The 17256-nt window shown below is 42.0% G+C and carries 14 protein-coding genes; 4 read left to right on the top strand and 10 right to left on the bottom strand.

What is annotated here, in order from left to right; all coding sequences use genetic code 11:
- Window positions 1-8: 8 nt before the first annotated feature.
- Entirely contained in the window at window positions 9-815 is an 807-nt protein-coding gene (locus AB4298_RS03950; protein WP_371985800.1) for a M61 family metallopeptidase, read from the bottom strand.
- A gap of 791 nt (window positions 816-1606) precedes the next feature.
- On the opposite strand from AB4298_RS03950, the gene fusA reads away from it, so the two are divergent.
- Both fusA and AB4298_RS03960 read left to right on the top strand, forming a co-directional pair.
- The gene (gene fusA, locus AB4298_RS03955; RefSeq protein ID WP_248998366.1) at window positions 1607-3691 is read left to right on the top strand and encodes an elongation factor G; all 2085 of its coding nucleotides are present in this window, start codon (window positions 1607-1609) and stop codon (window positions 3689-3691) included.
- 278 nt (window positions 3692-3969) lie between these two features.
- On the top strand, window positions 3970-4395 hold the full coding sequence (locus AB4298_RS03960; protein ID WP_371985801.1) for a GNAT family N-acetyltransferase: 426 nt from the start codon (window positions 3970-3972) through the stop codon (window positions 4393-4395).
- 150 nt (window positions 4396-4545) lie between these two features.
- Here the strand turns inward: AB4298_RS03960 and AB4298_RS03965 are convergent, their stop codons facing one another.
- On the bottom strand, window positions 4546-5004 hold the full coding sequence (locus AB4298_RS03965; RefSeq protein ID WP_248998364.1) for an AAA family ATPase: 459 nt from the start codon (window positions 5002-5004) through the stop codon (window positions 4546-4548).
- A gap of 50 nt (window positions 5005-5054) precedes the next feature.
- The gene (cobB, locus tag AB4298_RS03970; RefSeq protein ID WP_248998363.1) at window positions 5055-5777 is read right to left on the bottom strand and encodes a Sir2 family NAD+-dependent deacetylase; all 723 of its coding nucleotides are present in this window, start codon (window positions 5775-5777) and stop codon (window positions 5055-5057) included.
- Window positions 5778-6045: 268 nt separating this feature from the next.
- On the opposite strand from cobB, the gene fur reads away from it, so the two are divergent.
- Complete coding sequence (gene fur / locus AB4298_RS03975; protein WP_220781983.1) at window positions 6046-6477, top strand: ferric iron uptake transcriptional regulator; 432 nt, start codon at window positions 6046-6048, stop codon at window positions 6475-6477.
- An 85-nt stretch (window positions 6478-6562) separates the two neighbouring features.
- Here the strand turns inward: fur and AB4298_RS03980 are convergent, their stop codons facing one another.
- Entirely contained in the window at window positions 6563-7066 is a 504-nt protein-coding gene (locus AB4298_RS03980) for a GNAT family N-acetyltransferase (RefSeq protein ID WP_371985802.1), read from the bottom strand.
- Window positions 7067-7210: 144 nt separating this feature from the next.
- On the opposite strand from AB4298_RS03980, the gene AB4298_RS03985 reads away from it, so the two are divergent.
- On the top strand, window positions 7211-8875 hold the full coding sequence (locus AB4298_RS03985; protein WP_371985803.1) for an FMN-binding glutamate synthase family protein: 1665 nt from the start codon (window positions 7211-7213) through the stop codon (window positions 8873-8875).
- 153 nt (window positions 8876-9028) lie between these two features.
- Here the strand turns inward: AB4298_RS03985 and AB4298_RS03990 are convergent, their stop codons facing one another.
- From AB4298_RS03990 to sucA, 6 genes are all read right to left on the bottom strand, one after another.
- Complete coding sequence (locus AB4298_RS03990; RefSeq protein ID WP_371985804.1) at window positions 9029-9958, bottom strand: AEC family transporter; 930 nt, start codon at window positions 9956-9958, stop codon at window positions 9029-9031.
- Between the two features lie 392 nt (window positions 9959-10350).
- Window positions 10351-10659, bottom strand: a complete 309-nt coding sequence (locus AB4298_RS03995; RefSeq protein ID WP_371985805.1) for a hypothetical protein — start codon at window positions 10657-10659, stop codon at window positions 10351-10353.
- A gap of 240 nt (window positions 10660-10899) precedes the next feature.
- On the bottom strand, window positions 10900-11772 hold the full coding sequence (gene sucD / locus AB4298_RS04000; RefSeq protein WP_220781978.1) for a succinate--CoA ligase subunit alpha: 873 nt from the start codon (window positions 11770-11772) through the stop codon (window positions 10900-10902).
- Window positions 11772-12938 carry an ADP-forming succinate--CoA ligase subunit beta gene (gene sucC / locus AB4298_RS04005; protein ID WP_248998358.1) on the bottom strand — a complete coding sequence of 389 codons (1167 nt, stop codon included), beginning with the start codon at window positions 12936-12938 and terminating at the stop codon, window positions 11772-11774. The genes sucD and sucC overlap by 1 nt, the downstream gene beginning before the upstream one ends.
- A 78-nt stretch (window positions 12939-13016) precedes the next feature.
- Window positions 13017-14210 (bottom strand): 2-oxoglutarate dehydrogenase complex dihydrolipoyllysine-residue succinyltransferase, encoded by a 1194-nt coding sequence (gene odhB, locus AB4298_RS04010; RefSeq protein ID WP_371985806.1) that lies wholly within the window; start codon window positions 14208-14210, stop codon window positions 13017-13019.
- A gap of 32 nt (window positions 14211-14242) precedes the next feature.
- Window positions 14243-17062, bottom strand: a complete 2820-nt coding sequence (sucA, locus tag AB4298_RS04015; RefSeq protein WP_371985807.1) for a 2-oxoglutarate dehydrogenase E1 component — start codon at window positions 17060-17062, stop codon at window positions 14243-14245.
- Window positions 17063-17256 lie beyond the last annotated feature (194 nt).

The raw sequence follows: 17256 nt of genomic DNA on the forward strand, positions 1-17256 counted from the left end.
CAGGCTACTCAGTCATTAGCGTAATAACGGCTAACGAGCTTTATTTGCGCTTGAGTGATAACCGGAAAATCTGTTCTCATATAATACTTTTTATAAGTATCAGTAAACACGCCTGTGTCGGCGATTTGATCAAAGTCCTGCATCAACTTGATACCCGTACTCTCTGCAGTAAGACAACATTCAGTATAAGCTGCTATCACTTTAACCATACTTTGACCTTGAGTGATAAGTAAGTTATCCACTTCGATAAAAAATGCTGCGCCAGTCCAATAGACTCGCTTAAATGCTCTTTTCCGCCACATATCATCAGACACTTCAGCAAGTTGCCCTGGAGACTGCTTTGTTCTTTGCTCTCCTCTTACTAGCCCATTACTGACTCGGTTAACAAACAACTCAGCGTTAATTGTGTCGCTATTGAGCATCACAACATATTGCATATAAGTAGCAAATCCCTCGTTGAGCCAAAACGACGGATAGTCAAGGTAGGGTATGTAGAGATGCGATAACTCATGATATAGCGTCCAATCATCAACAAACTCCGGGAAAGTGGCATATGCATTAAGTTGTAGTTTAACTTTCACAGGGCTACCTCTTATTACTTGTCCAAACGGCACGGGTTCGCCAGTACTGCGTTTATCCACAAGCTCAATTTCGATTTTATCTTGTGGAAGTTCACCTAATGTTTCGGTAACGGCCTCGACACCATAAGAAAGCCATTTATTTAATTTTACTTTTTCTGAATCCGAAATATTTTGCTCTAAGATAACTATATCTGTAGCAAAGACTTTATCCGGTATAAAAAAAGCAAATGACATAGTGAATGTGATGAGAAAAAACGCTCTACAAAATATCTTTTGGCTTACTTTGAACGTAAAACGAATTCCAAGAGGTAACGAATTAAACCTTCTGCAAGCAGGTCCTTTAGTGATACTTTTAACGTTCGCCATATTCTTAGCCTCTATTTCAATAACGCTTATCGTCCACTACATGGCTCTATCAATCACTTCATGAAACTCAAAACTCACTATATTTAGTCTGAACTGCTGAGTCTTTAACTATAACCTCGTCGATGTGACGTTAATGTTTAGAGTTAATCATTTGACACATAATCAAATTCTTTATGCTTTAAAAGCAAAGCTCGATTAGCCAGCGATTATTATCAACGATCAACCATCTATACGTACAAACCCCATAAAACGTTTACTTCAAAGCAAATAAAACACCACCTTAAACAGTCGTCCCAAACTAAAACCCCTACCCTTTTACCTTCAACCGATATCATTATCTAGTCAGCAAAACTTAAGTGGATGTAAGCATTGTTTACAGGTATCCATTTAGCCCAAATTTTACTAAACTGGGTCAAGCTTCGCGCAATCGCATACCCAATTATTCTGTAGCTAAGATAAAAAACTATCAGAAAAGCCAGAGATAGCTATTTTCCTAACTTGGCTATCAGATTTTCGACCTTAATTTTGGCTATAAAATGTGATTTTTTTATGATATTTCGTTTAATTTAGCCCTGAATGATAAAAATCGATAAAATAAATTGAAAAGTATTGCTATACTTGCGCGGAATTTTAGAACGTAACTCCAATAGAGTAGAAAAATGACTGATTTATCAAAGTACAGAAACATTGGTATCTTTGCTCACGTTGACGCGGGTAAAACTACTACAACTGAGCGTATCCTAAAGCTTACTGGTAAAATCCATAAGTTAGGTGAAGTGCATGACGGCGAATCAACAACTGACTTCATGGAACAGGAAGCTGAGCGTGGTATTACCATTCAGTCTGCTGCTGTTAGTTGTTTCTGGAAAGATCACCGTTTCAACGTTATCGACACCCCTGGTCACGTTGACTTTACAGTAGAAGTTTACCGTTCTCTTAAAGTTCTTGATGGCGGTATCGGTGTATTCTGTGGTTCTGGTGGTGTTGAGCCACAATCAGAAACTAACTGGCGTTATGCTAACGAATCTGAAGTTGCACGTATCATTTTCGTAAACAAGTTAGACCGTATGGGTGCTGACTTCCTGCGCGTTGTTAAGCAAACTAAAGACGTACTAGCTGCTAACCCACTAGTTATGGTCCTTCCAATCGGTATCGAAGATGAGTTCAGTGGTGTTGTTGACCTACTGACTCGTAAAGCATACGTATGGGATGATACTGGCGAAGCTGAAAACTACACAGTAAACGACGTTCCAGCTGACATGGTAGATCTTGTTGAAGAATACCGTGAAATGCTAATCGAGACTGCGGTTGAGATGGACGATGACCTAATGGAATCTTACATGGAAGGCGAAGAGCCATCTATGGAAGACATTAAGCGTTGTATCCGTGCCGGTACTCGTGACATGACTTTCTTCCCAACATACTGTGGTTCTGCTTTCAAGAACAAAGGTATGCAGCTTCTTCTTGATGCTGTTGTTGATTACCTACCAAACCCAGTTGAAGTTGATCCACAGCCTCTAACTGACGAAGAAGGTAACGAGACTGGTGAAGTTGCTTTAGTTTCTATCGACGAGCCACTAAAAGCACTAGCATTCAAAATCATGGATGACCGTTTTGGTGCACTAACATTCGTACGTATCTACTCAGGTCAGCTACGTAAAGGCGACACGATTCTTAACAGTGCAACTGGTAAGACTGAACGTATCGGCCGTATGTGTGAAATGCAAGCTGATGAGCGTAACGAACTTGATTACGCACAAGCTGGTGACATCATCGCGATCGTTGGTATGAAGAACGTACAAACTGGTCACACTTTATGTGATGTTAAGCACCCTTGTACTCTTGAAGCAATGGTATTCCCAGAGCCAGTTATCTCTATCGCTGTAGCGCCAAAAGATAAAGGCGGTTCTGAGAAAATGGGTATCGCTATCGGTAAAATGATCGCAGAAGATCCATCTTTCCGCGTAGAAACTGACGAAGACTCAGGTGAAACTATCCTTAAAGGTATGGGTGAGCTTCACCTAGACATTAAGGTAGATATCCTTAAGCGTACATACGGCGTTGAGCTAATTGTAGGTGAGCCTCAAGTTGCATACCGTGAAACTATTACTCGTGAAATCGAAGATAGCTACACGCACAAGAAGCAATCTGGTGGTTCTGGTCAGTTCGGTAAGATCGACTACGTTATCCGTCCAGGCGAAGCTAACACTGGCCTAACGTTCAAATCTTCAGTTGTTGGTGGTAACGTTCCTAAGGAATTCTGGCCAGCAGTTGAGAAAGGTTTCGCTAGCATGATGAACACCGGTACTGTTGCTGGTTTCCCTGTGTTAGACGTTGAATTCGAACTTAAAGATGGTGCTTTCCACGCAGTTGACTCGTCAGCTATCGCGTTCGAAATCGCTGCTAAAGGCGCATTCCGTCAATCTATGCCAAAAGCTGGCGCACAACTTCTTGAGCCTATCATGAACGTTGACGTATTCAGCCCAGATGACAACGTTGGTGACGTAATTGGTGACCTTAACCGTCGTCGTGGTATGATCAAAGACCAAAACGCTGGTGTTACTGGTGTTCGTATTAAGGCTGACGTACCGCTTTCAGAAATGTTCGGTTACATCGGTTCACTACGTACTATGACTTCTGGTCGTGGCCAATTCTCTATGGAATTTGCTCACTACAGCCAGTGTCCAAACAGTGTTTCTGAGAAAGTTATCGCTGAAGTTAAAGAAAGAGCTGCTAAGAAGTAACTATTAATTTAGTTATGACTCTTTAGAGTTTCAAACTTTAACGAAAAGCCTATAGGTGCAAATCTATGGGCTTTTTTATTACCCTTTCTACAGTTAAAATTTTTTATTACCAAACCTTTAGCTCAAAACACCATCACCATTCTTGCCTCTCAATAACCCCATAACGATTTAGACTCTTCCGAGCTATTCTTGATTTATTTTATTCATAATTTGTTTATTATTAATATCTAAGAGTCCAGCATAGCCAATAAGCTTTGCTCATAAATAAGAGATCAGCGATGCTGAAAATAGATTTTAGTAATGGAGCATTAAATGTCCGCCAACAAGAAGAGCTTAATGCTGGGTTTAAATCACACGGCCAAATTCAGTGCGCTCCAACTTATCAAACGGAGCGGTTAAACTGGACAGTCACCAATGAACAAGGTGGACTTATAGCTGCACTCACTGCCGACCTATTATGGCAATGGTTGTATGTAGATGAACTTTGGGTCGATGAAAGTTGTCGAGGCAAAGGCATTGGTAAACAGTTGATGATGCAGGCTGAAACTTACGCAAAAGAACAGCAATTGGCAGGTTTATGGTTATGGACTCAAAGCTGGCAAGCACCATTATTTTACCAAAACCTCGGATTTAAAGAATTTACGCGCTTTGACAACTTCCCTTCAGGCTACAGCCGAATAGGCCTAAGAAAGCAGCTCAATTAGCGTAAAAAAATTAGTTTCAATATTAGCCAAGTATCAATTAGAGTCAACTTAGTGAGTTGCTCAGTCTACAAATACTGAGCGACATAGCATAGCCGCTAAAAATTGACATTTCAGCGGCATAACTCATTTACTTGATTTATATCTTTTCGGCTATATAGCCTCAAAGCCCTTCGCCATACGGCTGATGCTACTTAAAGGAACCCTGTGCTTATTTCTATCAGCACACAGTAGTTGATGCTGCTTATCTTTTGGCTCACCTACTTGCTGAATCTGTACTTGATAACCTTCTGCTTTTGCCGCTTCACAGTAACCTTCAAACTCCCACTGCGCCATATTAGTGTTATCACAAATAACCACTGGCACTCTATTCGCTATGGCATGAATAAACCGAGTTAAGTTAAGTTTGTGATACTTAGAAAGGTTTTTTGAATTAAAACGGTATTGCCCCTCATGATAAAAGAACTCATCTGTAGAACAGATTTTGAATTGCTCGGCATGTTCTAACTTTGGTAACGCTTTAACATACTCTTCTGCCCAGTAACTTTTACCGCTACCCGGTAGACCACGCATGATAATAGCAATGCCATTGTAGTTTGTTGTTTGTGTCATCTCTTTTACTCCAACGCTTATTTTGCTAAAGCCCGCAAACGTCAATTTAATTAGGCATTACTGATTATTTTCCCGCTAAGAATATCATCAACCAATTTTGGCACTAACTCGCTCGCTTTACCTTCCAAATGATATTGGAACTGACTATGGCGGTCAGCAGTAACTAAGTTAACCTCTACGGTTTGTGCACCATGATGATTTGCGGTATCAACAAAACCCGCTGCGGGGTATACAGTCCCAGAGGTGCCAATAGCTATAAATAGGTCACAGGTATCAAGTGCATATTGAATTCTATCTAACCCAAAAGGCATTTCGCCAAACCAAACCACATGTGGCCTTAAACGCTGAGCCGGGATGCAACAAGTACAACAATGTTTGGGACCAAAAGGCTCTCTTAGCAAAAAAGTCTGTTGCGAGCGAGGACAGCGCCCTTTAGACAATTCACCGTGCATATGCAATAACCGTCTTGATCCTGCTCTTTCGTGCAAATCATCAATATTTTGGGTGATAACCAGCAGCTCACCGGTAAATTCCTTCTCTAATTTAGCTAAGGCTATATGGCCAGCATTAGGTTCAATATCACCATTATGAAACTGTTGCCATCTATCGTTATAAAAACCTTCCACTAACTCAGGGTTATTTGCATAACCTTCAGGAGTCGCTACCTCTTCAATTTTATGCTCTTCCCACAAACCATCTTGATCTCGAAAGGTACGTAACCCAGATTCGGCAGAGATCCCAGCTCCTGTCAATATTACAATCTGTTGGTACATCTACAGTCCTTTTTGTTGGTCTTTGTTATTATTTTGCCTGTTTGTAGGCAGATATGACATTAGGCGTTAGTATAAATGGGCAATAACAATACAAAAAGTATGCTTAAATTGCTTGTTTTATATCTAGTTAAGGCCTTTTATTTGCTTATGACGCTTTATTGCTAGATCAAAGGTTTAAGTTTTCAATTTGTACACATATAATGGATTGAATACCCACAAATGAACTGATTAACTTATGGCTAATCGTTCTGCAATCAAGAGATCAATAATGACAGATGGAAATCAAGCGCTAAAGAAAGCGGGTTTGAAAGTGACCTTACCACGAGTCAAAATTCTAGAATTGATGCAAGCGCCAGAGAATCAACATATTAGTGCTGAGGACCTCTATAAGAAGTTACTCGACATGGGTGAAGAGATTGGTCTTGCTACTGTATACCGCGTACTTAACCAGTTTGACGATGCCGGTATTGTGACCCGACATCATTTTGAAAGTGGTAAAGCGGTATTTGAACTTTCGTCTCAGCATCATCACGACCACTTAGTGTGTTTATCTTGCGGTAAAGTTATCGAATTCTCAGACGAAATGATTGAACGTCGTCAAGATGAAATAGCAATGAAACACAACATTAAACTGACTAATCACAGTTTATATCTATATGGTGTATGCACTAACGATGAGTGTGATCACGGCGACGCATAAATTGGCGTCCTTAGACAAAAAACCAGCATTAAGCTGGTTTTTTTGTTTCTAAATATAATTGCAAATAGTATTAGCTACAATATATTTACGCCAATACCTTATGAAATACGTTCACTTTATGGCCCATAAATTTAGCTCTGTTGCGTTCGGCCATCCCGACTTTGCGTGCAACACCTTCAGAGCCTTTATTACCGAGCAGGATTAGCGCGATAGCTTCATTGATATGATAATCTTGAAATCGTTCTAATGCCGCTACACCTGCTTCATATCCTATCCCCTGCCCCCAATATTGTGGCAAATATCGATAGCCTAACTCGACTTCATTAAACTCAGTAATAAATGTAGGTCCACAGAAACCAATAACCTTACCATCCGCTTTATGTTCTACCGCCCAGCGACCATAACCACGTTCTTGATAACTTTTGGTAATCACATTTTCAAAAATTTGTTCAGCCTGGACAATTGATGTCATTGGCTCTCCAGGAATATATTTCAGTACCTCAGGAATGCTATTGAGTAAAAAAATCGCCTTGGTATCTTTCTCCTCAAAATGCCGTAATACCAACCTGTCGGTTTCTGTGATAATCACAATAATGTCCTCTTATGTCCCTATCTCTCTAATATACCCATATTTTGTTTAGTTTAGAAAGTATTAAAACATGTTTGCTTAAATGGCAATGATAGCGTTCAATAGCTTTAAGCCAAATAAAAGTCAGCAATAAAGGAATGCTTTATGACGATAATGCAAAAGGTCTATTGGATCATTGCCAGCTTAGGAAACTTGTTAGCAATAAATTACATGCTAAGCAATACAGGGATATTTCCCACGGCCATCTTTACCTTCACTTTTATCTACACCTTGGTAGGCTATTACGATATTAACCATAGCCCACACACGCTAAACCGTCTCTATCCAGTTGTTGCTTACCTGCGTTACTTTCTCGAATCTTATCGCGTCGAAATACAGCAATACTTTATTGCTAATGATACAGAAGAAACTCCTTTCAACCGTGAACAACGATCGCTAGTTTATCAGCGAGCCAAAAACGTAAGAGATACCATCGCCTTTGGTACTCAAAGAGACCTACTTGAAGATAATTACCTTAGCCTTTGGCAATCTCTGCACCCAAAAGAGGTATTAGATACAGCGAAAAGAATCACTATCGGAGGGCCTGATTGTTCGCAGCCTTATCAAGCATGTTACTTTAATATCTCAGCCATGAGCTTTGGATCTCTTAGCGCCAACGCTATAGAATCGCTTAATCTAGGCGCTCTCAAAGCAGGCTGTTATCACAATACTGGTGAAGGCGGCGTTAGTCCTTATCATCTAAAGCATCAAGGCGATATCGTTTGGCAAATTGGTTCAGGTTTATTTGGTTGTAGAGATGACGCGGGTAATTTTAATCCTGATAGTTTTAAAGCAATGGCGACACGGCCACAAATTAAAATGATTGAAATAAAGCTAAGCCAAGGTGCTAAACCAGGGCATGGTGGCGTATTACCAGCGGCTAAAATAACTGATGAAATTGCCCAGATCCGTCATATTCCCAAAGGTGTTGATTGTGTATCACCAGCAGTAAACCCTGAGTGTACAACACCAAAAGATTTACTCAATTTTGTTGCTAAGCTTAGAGAGCTCAGTAATGGAAAACCAATAGGCTTTAAGTTATGCCTTGGTAACCCTGTCGAATTTTTAGGCTTGTGTAAGGCCATGATAGAAACAGGTATTACACCGGACTTTATTACCGTAGATGGCGCCGAAGGTGGCACAGGGGCCGCACCAGTAGAATTCACTAATCGCCTAGGCATGATGTGTCTTGAAGCCGTTTATTTCGTTCATAATGCGTTAACTGGCACGGGGCTTCGCGATAAAATTAAAATTATTGCTTCAGGTAAAACTGCATCTAGTTTTGATCTGCTAGCTAAAATAGCCATGGGCGCCGATAGCGTTAACGCTGCAAGAACCATGATGTTGTCACTTGGGTGTATTCAGTCAAGGCACTGCAATACTAACTTATGCCCGACAGGTATCGCCACACAAGATCCTGCTCGTAGTAAAGCAATTAATGTGAGTGAAAAAAGTGAACGGGTTAAAAATTATCATCAAAATACATTAAAAAGCTTTTTTGAGTTAGTAGGTAGTATGGGATTAGATAGTCCTGAAAAACTACAACCTCACATGTTAAAACGGCGGACGCCTTATGGACTATTGATGTCTGTAGGTAGTTTAATTGAGCCACTTAAGCCAAATGAACTTCTCAAGGGTGAAAAGATCGCGGGACCATGGAATGACTGGTGGAGTATGGCGCAAGCTGAAGACTTTTATTCAGAAGACGTTTATATCCTCTCACCCGCGGAATTGTCTCGTTCTGTAAATAGAGAAACAAATATTAGATAGCTGCAGCTATATTCGCAGTGCTCCAATGCGTTTAAAATCATGGTGATGAACTTTGGGCAAGTAAAGTGTCCAAAGGTTCACGAACCAAAACAGTACTAGCACGACTTATTGAAAGTTCAGCAAGCCAAATCTTAAATCTAAAAATCAAAGCGACTATGACATCAAAATAGCCAACCATACGCTCATCGTGATCACTGATAATATTGTCGATAACACAACGGTACTAGCAATAATTGCTTGTTGTTGTTTCACTTGCATCGCAATAAGATAAGCATTAACGCCGAGTGGTGAAGCACTTAGAAGTACTGATACCGCCAAATTATCCCCCTCTAAGCCAAATATATACCGCCCTATCAAATAGACGCTAAAAGGTAATAAAACCAGCTTAATAAACGAGGCAGCTAAGGCAAGTTGCCAATCTTGTGAGATTTTATAAAAACTTAAATTAGCCCCCAACACAAATAAGGCGCAGGCTAATGCTGGGGTGCTTAATAAAGTTAACCCACTGACTAGATCATCGAATAAAGGCACTTGCAATAAATTTAGAACCAAGCCGCCTGACAAACTCAATACTATAGGGTTAAACACAATTCCCTTTAGCAATAACCATAAGTCAAAACTGGCCCTATCTTGCTTATGCCCTAGCAAAAGTGTCAGCGAAAATAACAGTGCACTATGGAAGGTAATAATAGCAAATACGTTACCAATCATTTCGTCGCCAAGTGCGCCAACAATAACTGGTAAGCCTACGAGAATCGTGTTCGAATAACTGCACCCTAAACCAAATACTGCACTAGGCCCCAGTAAAGGTTTTCGCTGGCGGTTAAGGCAAGCGTATAGCACACCACCAATACAATAGGTTACCAGTACAGGAAGATAAAAACTCGCTAAGTTTTTAATCTGAAAACTTTTAGCCAAATCTGCTTGGTACATATTGATAAACAAAAAGGCGGGGATCGACAAGTAAAACGTAAACTGACTAATACCAGCAATACGCTCCTTGGTAAACGTGCCTTTAGCTGTAAAACCATAGCCGAGTATAGCCATAAACAATAGCGGAAAAATGATTGAAAGCGTCGACATAGCGGAGATCCTTACTGCTACTTCTAAGATTTCCTAGAACCGTCGGTAAAATAAGAATTGAAATGAGTTTTTCACGGGGATGATAACAAAGTATGCTTTTATTAACAAAATCAATAGTAAAATGTTAGTACTCAACTTGCACTATTGGCGAGATGCACTTGTTGAGAGTAAATTTGGCTATTACACAGCGCATTTAGGAATACGTATCGGCACCCTAATGACATCCATGTCGCCTAAAATCTCGAACTATACGCAACCCACCTAACTTGAAATGAACGCCTAACCAAATAAATGCTAACAAGGGCTATGAAGCGAGCAGAAAAGAGCTAACTACGAGAATTTTTTAGATAGATGAAGGTTTAGCAAGTATTGCTACCCCTTACTCACTTGCCCTACTGACTGGAGATATTGAGTGGAATGATATTGCAGAAAATCTCTTTTTCGAATTGCTGCTCTAATCTGTCACGCCAAGATTGCTTATTAATCGGTACAAGATAAAAATGCTCTCTTGATGTATCAGTAACAAACGCCAAGCCATGACGCATTAGCTCAAAGTGAATATCATTTACAAAGTCTGATGAAAAGTTCTGACGACCAGTTAACTGATTGATATCTTTACGAGTGAGTGCAACCCCCTCGTTAAGATCACCAAATCTTAATCGTAACCAATCAGAAAACTCTTTCGCGCTTACCATAGACATAAAAGTTACCTACAAGTTCCCTATAGATAAATTAGGTATAACAGATTGTTAAAACTACGCCATATTTTCGCTTAAATTAGCCGCATTTATCGCCATTAGTTCTAGTTAGAATCATAAATGTGAAACTAAAATCTAAAAATAGTCAGCAGGCTTGTAAATTTTACACTCAAACTTCCTTACTAAACATTTCTGCTGCCAACAAAAAAGGCGCCGAAGCGCCTTTTTACACGAGGTTAGAAATTACCAACCCGTTTTAGTACGTAACGCCTTACCGATGTCAGCAAGTGAACGTACAGTCGTTACGCCTGCAGCTTCAAGAGCGGCAAACTTATCTTCAGCAGTACCTTTACCACCTGCGATAATTGCGCCTGCATGGCCCATACGCTTGCCTTCAGGTGCTGTAACACCAGCAATGTACGAAACAACAGGCTTAGTTACGTTAGCCTTGATGTATTCAGCCGCTTCTTCTTCAGCAGTACCACCAATTTCACCAATCATTACGATTGCTTCAGTTAGCGGATCGTTTTGGAACATTTCCAATACGTCGATAAAGTTAGTACCTGGAATTGGGTCACCGCCAATACCAACACAAGTAGACTGACCGAAACCTTCATCTGTCGTTTGCTTAACCGCTTCGTACGTTAACGTACCAGAGCGTGAAACAATACCGACTTTACCAGGCTTGTGGATGTGACCAGGCATGATACCAATCTTACATTCACCCGGAGTGATAACACCTGGGCAGTTTGGACCGATCATGCGAACGCCAGTTTCTTCAAGCTTAACTTTAACTTGAAGCATATCTAACGTTGGGATCCCTTCAGTAATACAAACGATTAGCTCAATGCCACCGTCGATTGCTTCTAGGATTGCATCTTTACAGAAAGGTGCTGGTACGTAGATAACTGAAGCTGTTGCGCCAGTCACTTCTACCGCATCTTTAACAGTATTAAATACTGGCAGACCTAGGTGAGTTTGACCACCTTTTCCTGGAGATACACCACCAACCATCTTTGTGCCGTAAGCGATAGCTTGCTCAGAGTGGAACGTACCTTGACCGCCAGTGAAACCCTGACAGATAACTTTGGTATCTTTGTTAATTAGTACAGACATTATTTGCCCTCCGCAGCTTTAACAACTTGCTCAGCCGCGTCAGTTAGACTTGTAGCAGCGATAATATCTAGATCTGAGTTAGCTAGAACTTCACGACCTAGATCAGCGTTAGTACCTTCTAAACGAACAACAACAGGTACTTGTACACCGACTTCTTTAACTGCGCCAATGATGCCTTCAGCAATCATGTCACAACGAACGATACCGCCAAAGATGTTCACTAGAACAGCTTTAACGTTTGAGTCAGACAAGATAATCTTGAACGCTTCAGCAACACGCTCTTTAGTTGCTCCACCGCCTACGTCTAGGAAGTTAGCTGGCTTGCCACCGTGTAGGTTTACAATGTCCATGGTACCCATTGCAAGGCCTGCGCCGTTAACCATACAACCAACGTTTCCGTCTAGTGCGACATAGTTAAGCTCAAACTTAGCCGCGTGTGCTTCGCGAGCATCATCTTGTGATGGATCGTGCATTTCACGGATTTTTGGTTGACGGAATAGTGCGTTACCATCGATACCAATCTTGCCATCAAGACAGTGAATGTTGCCTTCGTCAGTGATAACAAGTGGGTTGATTTCTAGTAGTGCGAAATCATGGTCTTCAAACATTTTCGCTAAGCCCATAAAGACTTTAGTGAATTGCTTCATTTGAGTAGGGTTTAGACCTAACTTGAAGCCAAGATCGCGTGCTTGGTACGGCTGTGGACCAGTAAGCGGATCGATGATTGCTTTGTGGATCAACTCTGGCGTTTCTTCAGCCACAGTTTCAATTTCCACACCACCTTCAGTAGACGCCATAAATACAACGCGACGTGTTGCACGGTCTACAACTGCACCTAGGTACAATTCATTTGCGATGTCAGTGCAGCTTTCTACTAAAATTTTAGCAACTGGCTGGCCTTTCTCATCAGTTTGGTAAGTAACAAGGTTCTTACCTAACCAATGTTCAGCAAACGCTCGGATCTCTTCTTTGTCGCCAGTGACTTTAACGCCACCTGCTTTACCACGGCCGCCAGCGTGTACTTGACACTTAACAACCCACATATCACCGCCAATGTGTCCTGCTGCTTCAACTGCTTCTTGGGCAGTATCACATGCAAAACCTTCTGACACTGGTAAACCATATTCGGCAAATAGAGATTTCGCCTGATACTCATGCAAATTCATGATGATCTATCCATTATACTTCTTGTGTATTTCAACAGGCCCAAATGGGCCTGCACGAGGGTATTGTTTGTTCTTGGCCTATAGGTCAAGTAACAAACGAGTTGGATCTTCTAGGAAGTCTTTAATAGCAACCAAATAACCAACTGATTCACGACCATCTACAATACGGTGATCGTAAGAAAGCGCTAGGTACATCATAGGCAGGATTTCAACCTGACCATTCACTGCCATTGGGCGATCTTTAATGGCATGCATGCCTAAAATCGCGCTCTGTGGCAGGTTCAAGATTGGTGTTGACATCAATGAGCCAAATACACCACCGTTAGTCACGGTGAAGTTACCACCAGTCATGTCGTCAACGGTTAGCTTACCGTCGCGACCTTTAATTGCTAATTCTCGAACATTACGTTCGATATCAGCAAGACTCATCTTGTCAGTGTCACGCAGTACTGGTGTGACAAGTCCACGAGGAGTCGATACAGCAATGCTCACATCAAAGTAGTTGTGGTAAACAATATCGTCACCATCAATTGATGCGTTCACTTCAGGGAAACGTTTAAGTGCTTCAGTTACTGCTTTCACGTAGAAAGACATGAAACCTAAACGAATGCCGTGGCGCTTCTCAAAAATCTCTTGATACTGCTTACGAATGTCCATAATTGGTTTCATGTTAACTTCGTTAAACGTGGTTAACATAGCAGTAGAGTTTTTCGCTTCTAATAAACGATTAGCAATCGTTTTACGAAGACGTGTCATAGGTACACGTTTTTCGCTACGTTCAGCTAAAGGTGCAACAGCAACGGCTGCTGAAGGTGTCGGCGCTGCAGCAGGTTTGTTTTTCACAAATGCTTCAACGTCTTCTTTAGTGATGCGTCCACCAACGCCCGTACCTTTAACCGCATTTGCATCTACGTTATGCTCAGCAATTAAACGACGTACAGATGGGCTTAATGCATCATTTGATTCATCAACAGTTTCGCTGGCAGGGGCTGCAGCTTCCGCTTGTGCTTTAGTTACTTCTTGACCGGCAACTGCGCCAGCAACAAAGCTTGCAATCACTGCCTCACCCAGTACCGTATCACCTTCTTCAGCTAAAAATGCTGAGATCTGGCCATCTTCTGGCGCAACAACTTCAAGTACAACTTTATCAGTTTCAATATCAACAAGGATTTGATCACGAGAAACTTGCTCGCCAGCTTGAACATGCCAAGTAGCAATAGTCGCATCAGCAACTGATTCTGGCAGTACGGGTACCTTAATTTCGATACTCATGGATTACGATCCTTCTTATAAATGTTCTATTACTACAGCTTTAATGCACTGTTGATTAATGATTCTTGTTGCTGAGCATGCAATGATGGATAACCGCATGCAGGCGCAGCTGAGGCTTCACGACCGGCGTAGCTCAATTGAGCTCCTGCAGGGATGACGCTCCAGAAATGGTGTTGACTGCAATACCAAGCACCTTGGTTTTGCGGCTCTTCTTGGCACCATACAAAATCTTTTACGTGGCTATATTCAGCAAGGGCTGCTGCCGCTTCATCGTGTGGGAACGGATAAAGCTGTTCAACACGAATAAGTGCAACGTTATCTAGACCTTCTTTACGACGACGCTCAAGTAGCTCAAAGTAAACTTTACCGCTACAGAATACGACTCTATCGACTTTAGTTGCGTCTAGCTCATCGATTTCACCAATAACGTTCTGGAAGGTCCCTTCAGCAAGCTCTTCCAAACTTGAAACCGCTAGCGGGTGACGTAGCAAAGACTTAGGAGACATAACCACAAGCGGACGACGCATAGGGCGCACAACCTGACGACGCAGCATGTGATACACCTGTGCAGGCGTTGATGGCACGCAAACTTGCATGTTGTGATTAGCACAAAGCTGTAAGAAGCGCTCTAAACGTGCACTAGAGTGCTCTGGACCTTGGCCTTCATAACCATGAGGCAATAACATCGTTAGACCACATAGACGGCCCCACTTTTGCTCACCTGATGATAGGAACTGGTCAATTACCACTTGAGCACAGTTAGCAAAGTCACCAAACTGAGCTTCCCAAAGGGTTAAGCCACCCGGTTCTGCTGTCGCATAACCATATTCGAATGCTAATACTGATGCTTCAGAAAGCACTGAGTCAGTAATATCTATCGGTCCTTGCTCATCAGCAATGTTACGTAGTGGCATATAAGCCGTTGCGTCATTTTGATTGTGCAATACCGCATGACGGTGGAAGAAAGTACCACGGCCCGAATCTTGACCAGTAATACGAATACGTTGCTTGTCTTCAAGAATCGATGCGTAAGCTAAGGTTTCAGCAAAGCCCCAGTCAAGCAGCTTCTCGCCGGATGCCATTGCTAAACGATCTTTGTAGATTTTAGCTACGCGAGACTGCAATTTATGGCTTTCTGGCACATAACTGATTTTGTCAGCAAGATTTTTAATGCGGTCAAGTGACATGTGAGCATCGTAAGAGTCATTCCACTCTGCGCCGATGTATGGGCTCCAGTCAACCGAGTGAAGTGTCATTGGACGCCACTCTTTAACCACACAATCACCACCATCTAATGCATCACGGTAATCGTTAACCATAGAGGTGACATCGTCGCTACCAAGCGTGTTTTCAGCAATTAAGCGGTCTGCATAAATTTTTCTTGGCGTTGGATGTTTTTTGATTTTAGCGTACATCAATGGCTGAGTTGCACTAGGCTCATCAGCTTCGTTATGACCATGACGGCGATAACAAACTAAATCAATTACCACATCGCGTTTAAACTCGTTGCGATAATCAACGGCAAGCTGTGACACAAAGGCTACGGCTTCAGGATCATCTGCATTGACGTGGAAAATCGGAGCCTGAACCATCTTAGCGATATCGGTACAGTACTCAGTAGAGCGCACATCTTCTGTTAAGTTAGTGGTGAAACCCACTTGGTTGTTAACCACGATGCGGATACTGCCGCCAACCTTAAAGCCACGAGTCTGTGACATGTTAAAGGTTTCTTGCACGATACCTTGGCCAGTAATTGCCGAGTCACCATGAATGGTGATTGGCATGACTTGCTTGCCTGTATCGCAGCCACGACGATCAAGTCGAGCACGAACAGAGCCGATAACCACTGGGTTAACAATCTCTAGATGAGATGGGTTAAAGGCTAGCGCTAAGTGAACGTTGCCGCCTGGTGTTTCAAAATCTGAAGAAAAGCCTTGGTGATACTTAACATCACCACTACCGTTTAATTCGCTGTGTTTACCAGCAAATTCATCAAACAGTTCCGACGGCTTCTTACCAAGAATGTTTACCAGTACATTTAAACGACCGCGGTGGGCCATACCAATAACTACTTCTTTAGTACCCGCATCACCTGCTCGGTAGATGATCTCACGCATCATAGGAACCAGCGCGTCGCCGCCTTCTAATGAAAAGCGTTTTGCACCAGGGAATTTAGCGCCTAGGTATTTTTCCATACCTTCTGCGGCGTTAAGTCCTTCAAGAATTCGAGTTTTATCCGCTTTAGAGTAATTTGCAGCACCGAGAGAAGGCTCAAGACGTTGCTGTAACCAACGTTTCTCATCAGTGTCGGTAATGTGCATATACTCTGCACCAATAGAGCCACAGTAAGTCGCTTTTAGTGCTTTAACTAAGTCCACAAGCTTCATGGTTTCGCCACCATGTGCAAATGAACCTGTGTTAAATTGACGCTGCATGTCATCGGCATCTAGGCCATGAAATGCTGGGTCTAACTCAGAAACCTTATCGCGCTTCCAAATATCAAGCGGATCTAAATTGGCATTCTGATGACCACGGAAACGGTGAGCGTTAATTAACTGTAGGACTTTAACTTGTTTTGCATCGACTTCATGATCGGTCACCTTAGGTGAGCCTTTCTGACGTCCATCTAATGCAAGACTACGAAAATAGTCACGTACTTTAGAGTGGGCAGCTTCTGGAACATCCGCTGATGAACCATTAACTAGAGGGAGGTTATCAAACACGACACGCCAGTCTTCAGTTACCGACTGTGGATCGACTTGATAGGCTTCATACATCTCTTCTACATAGGTCGAATTCGCGCCATTAAGATGTGACGATTCGAGCCAGGCTTTCATGATGCCTTGGTGCATTTCTATTCCTTTCAAACTGTATACACGTGCTTAGCCAAAGTCATAAATACAGAGGGTTTGAGCGGACCCAAATTCTCTGTAATCTCTGTAGCCCCGAGAGTTCCAGATTTTCTTTATAATTGTCTTCCATGACACAAAAAAGAGTCACCCTCCACAGGGAAAGTGACTCATATAGAGCTATATCATTATTGGCT

This window comes from Shewanella sp. 10N.261.52.F9, from assembly GCF_041471165.1.
GTDB classification, from domain to species: Bacteria; Pseudomonadota; Gammaproteobacteria; order Enterobacterales; family Shewanellaceae; genus Shewanella; species Shewanella marinintestina.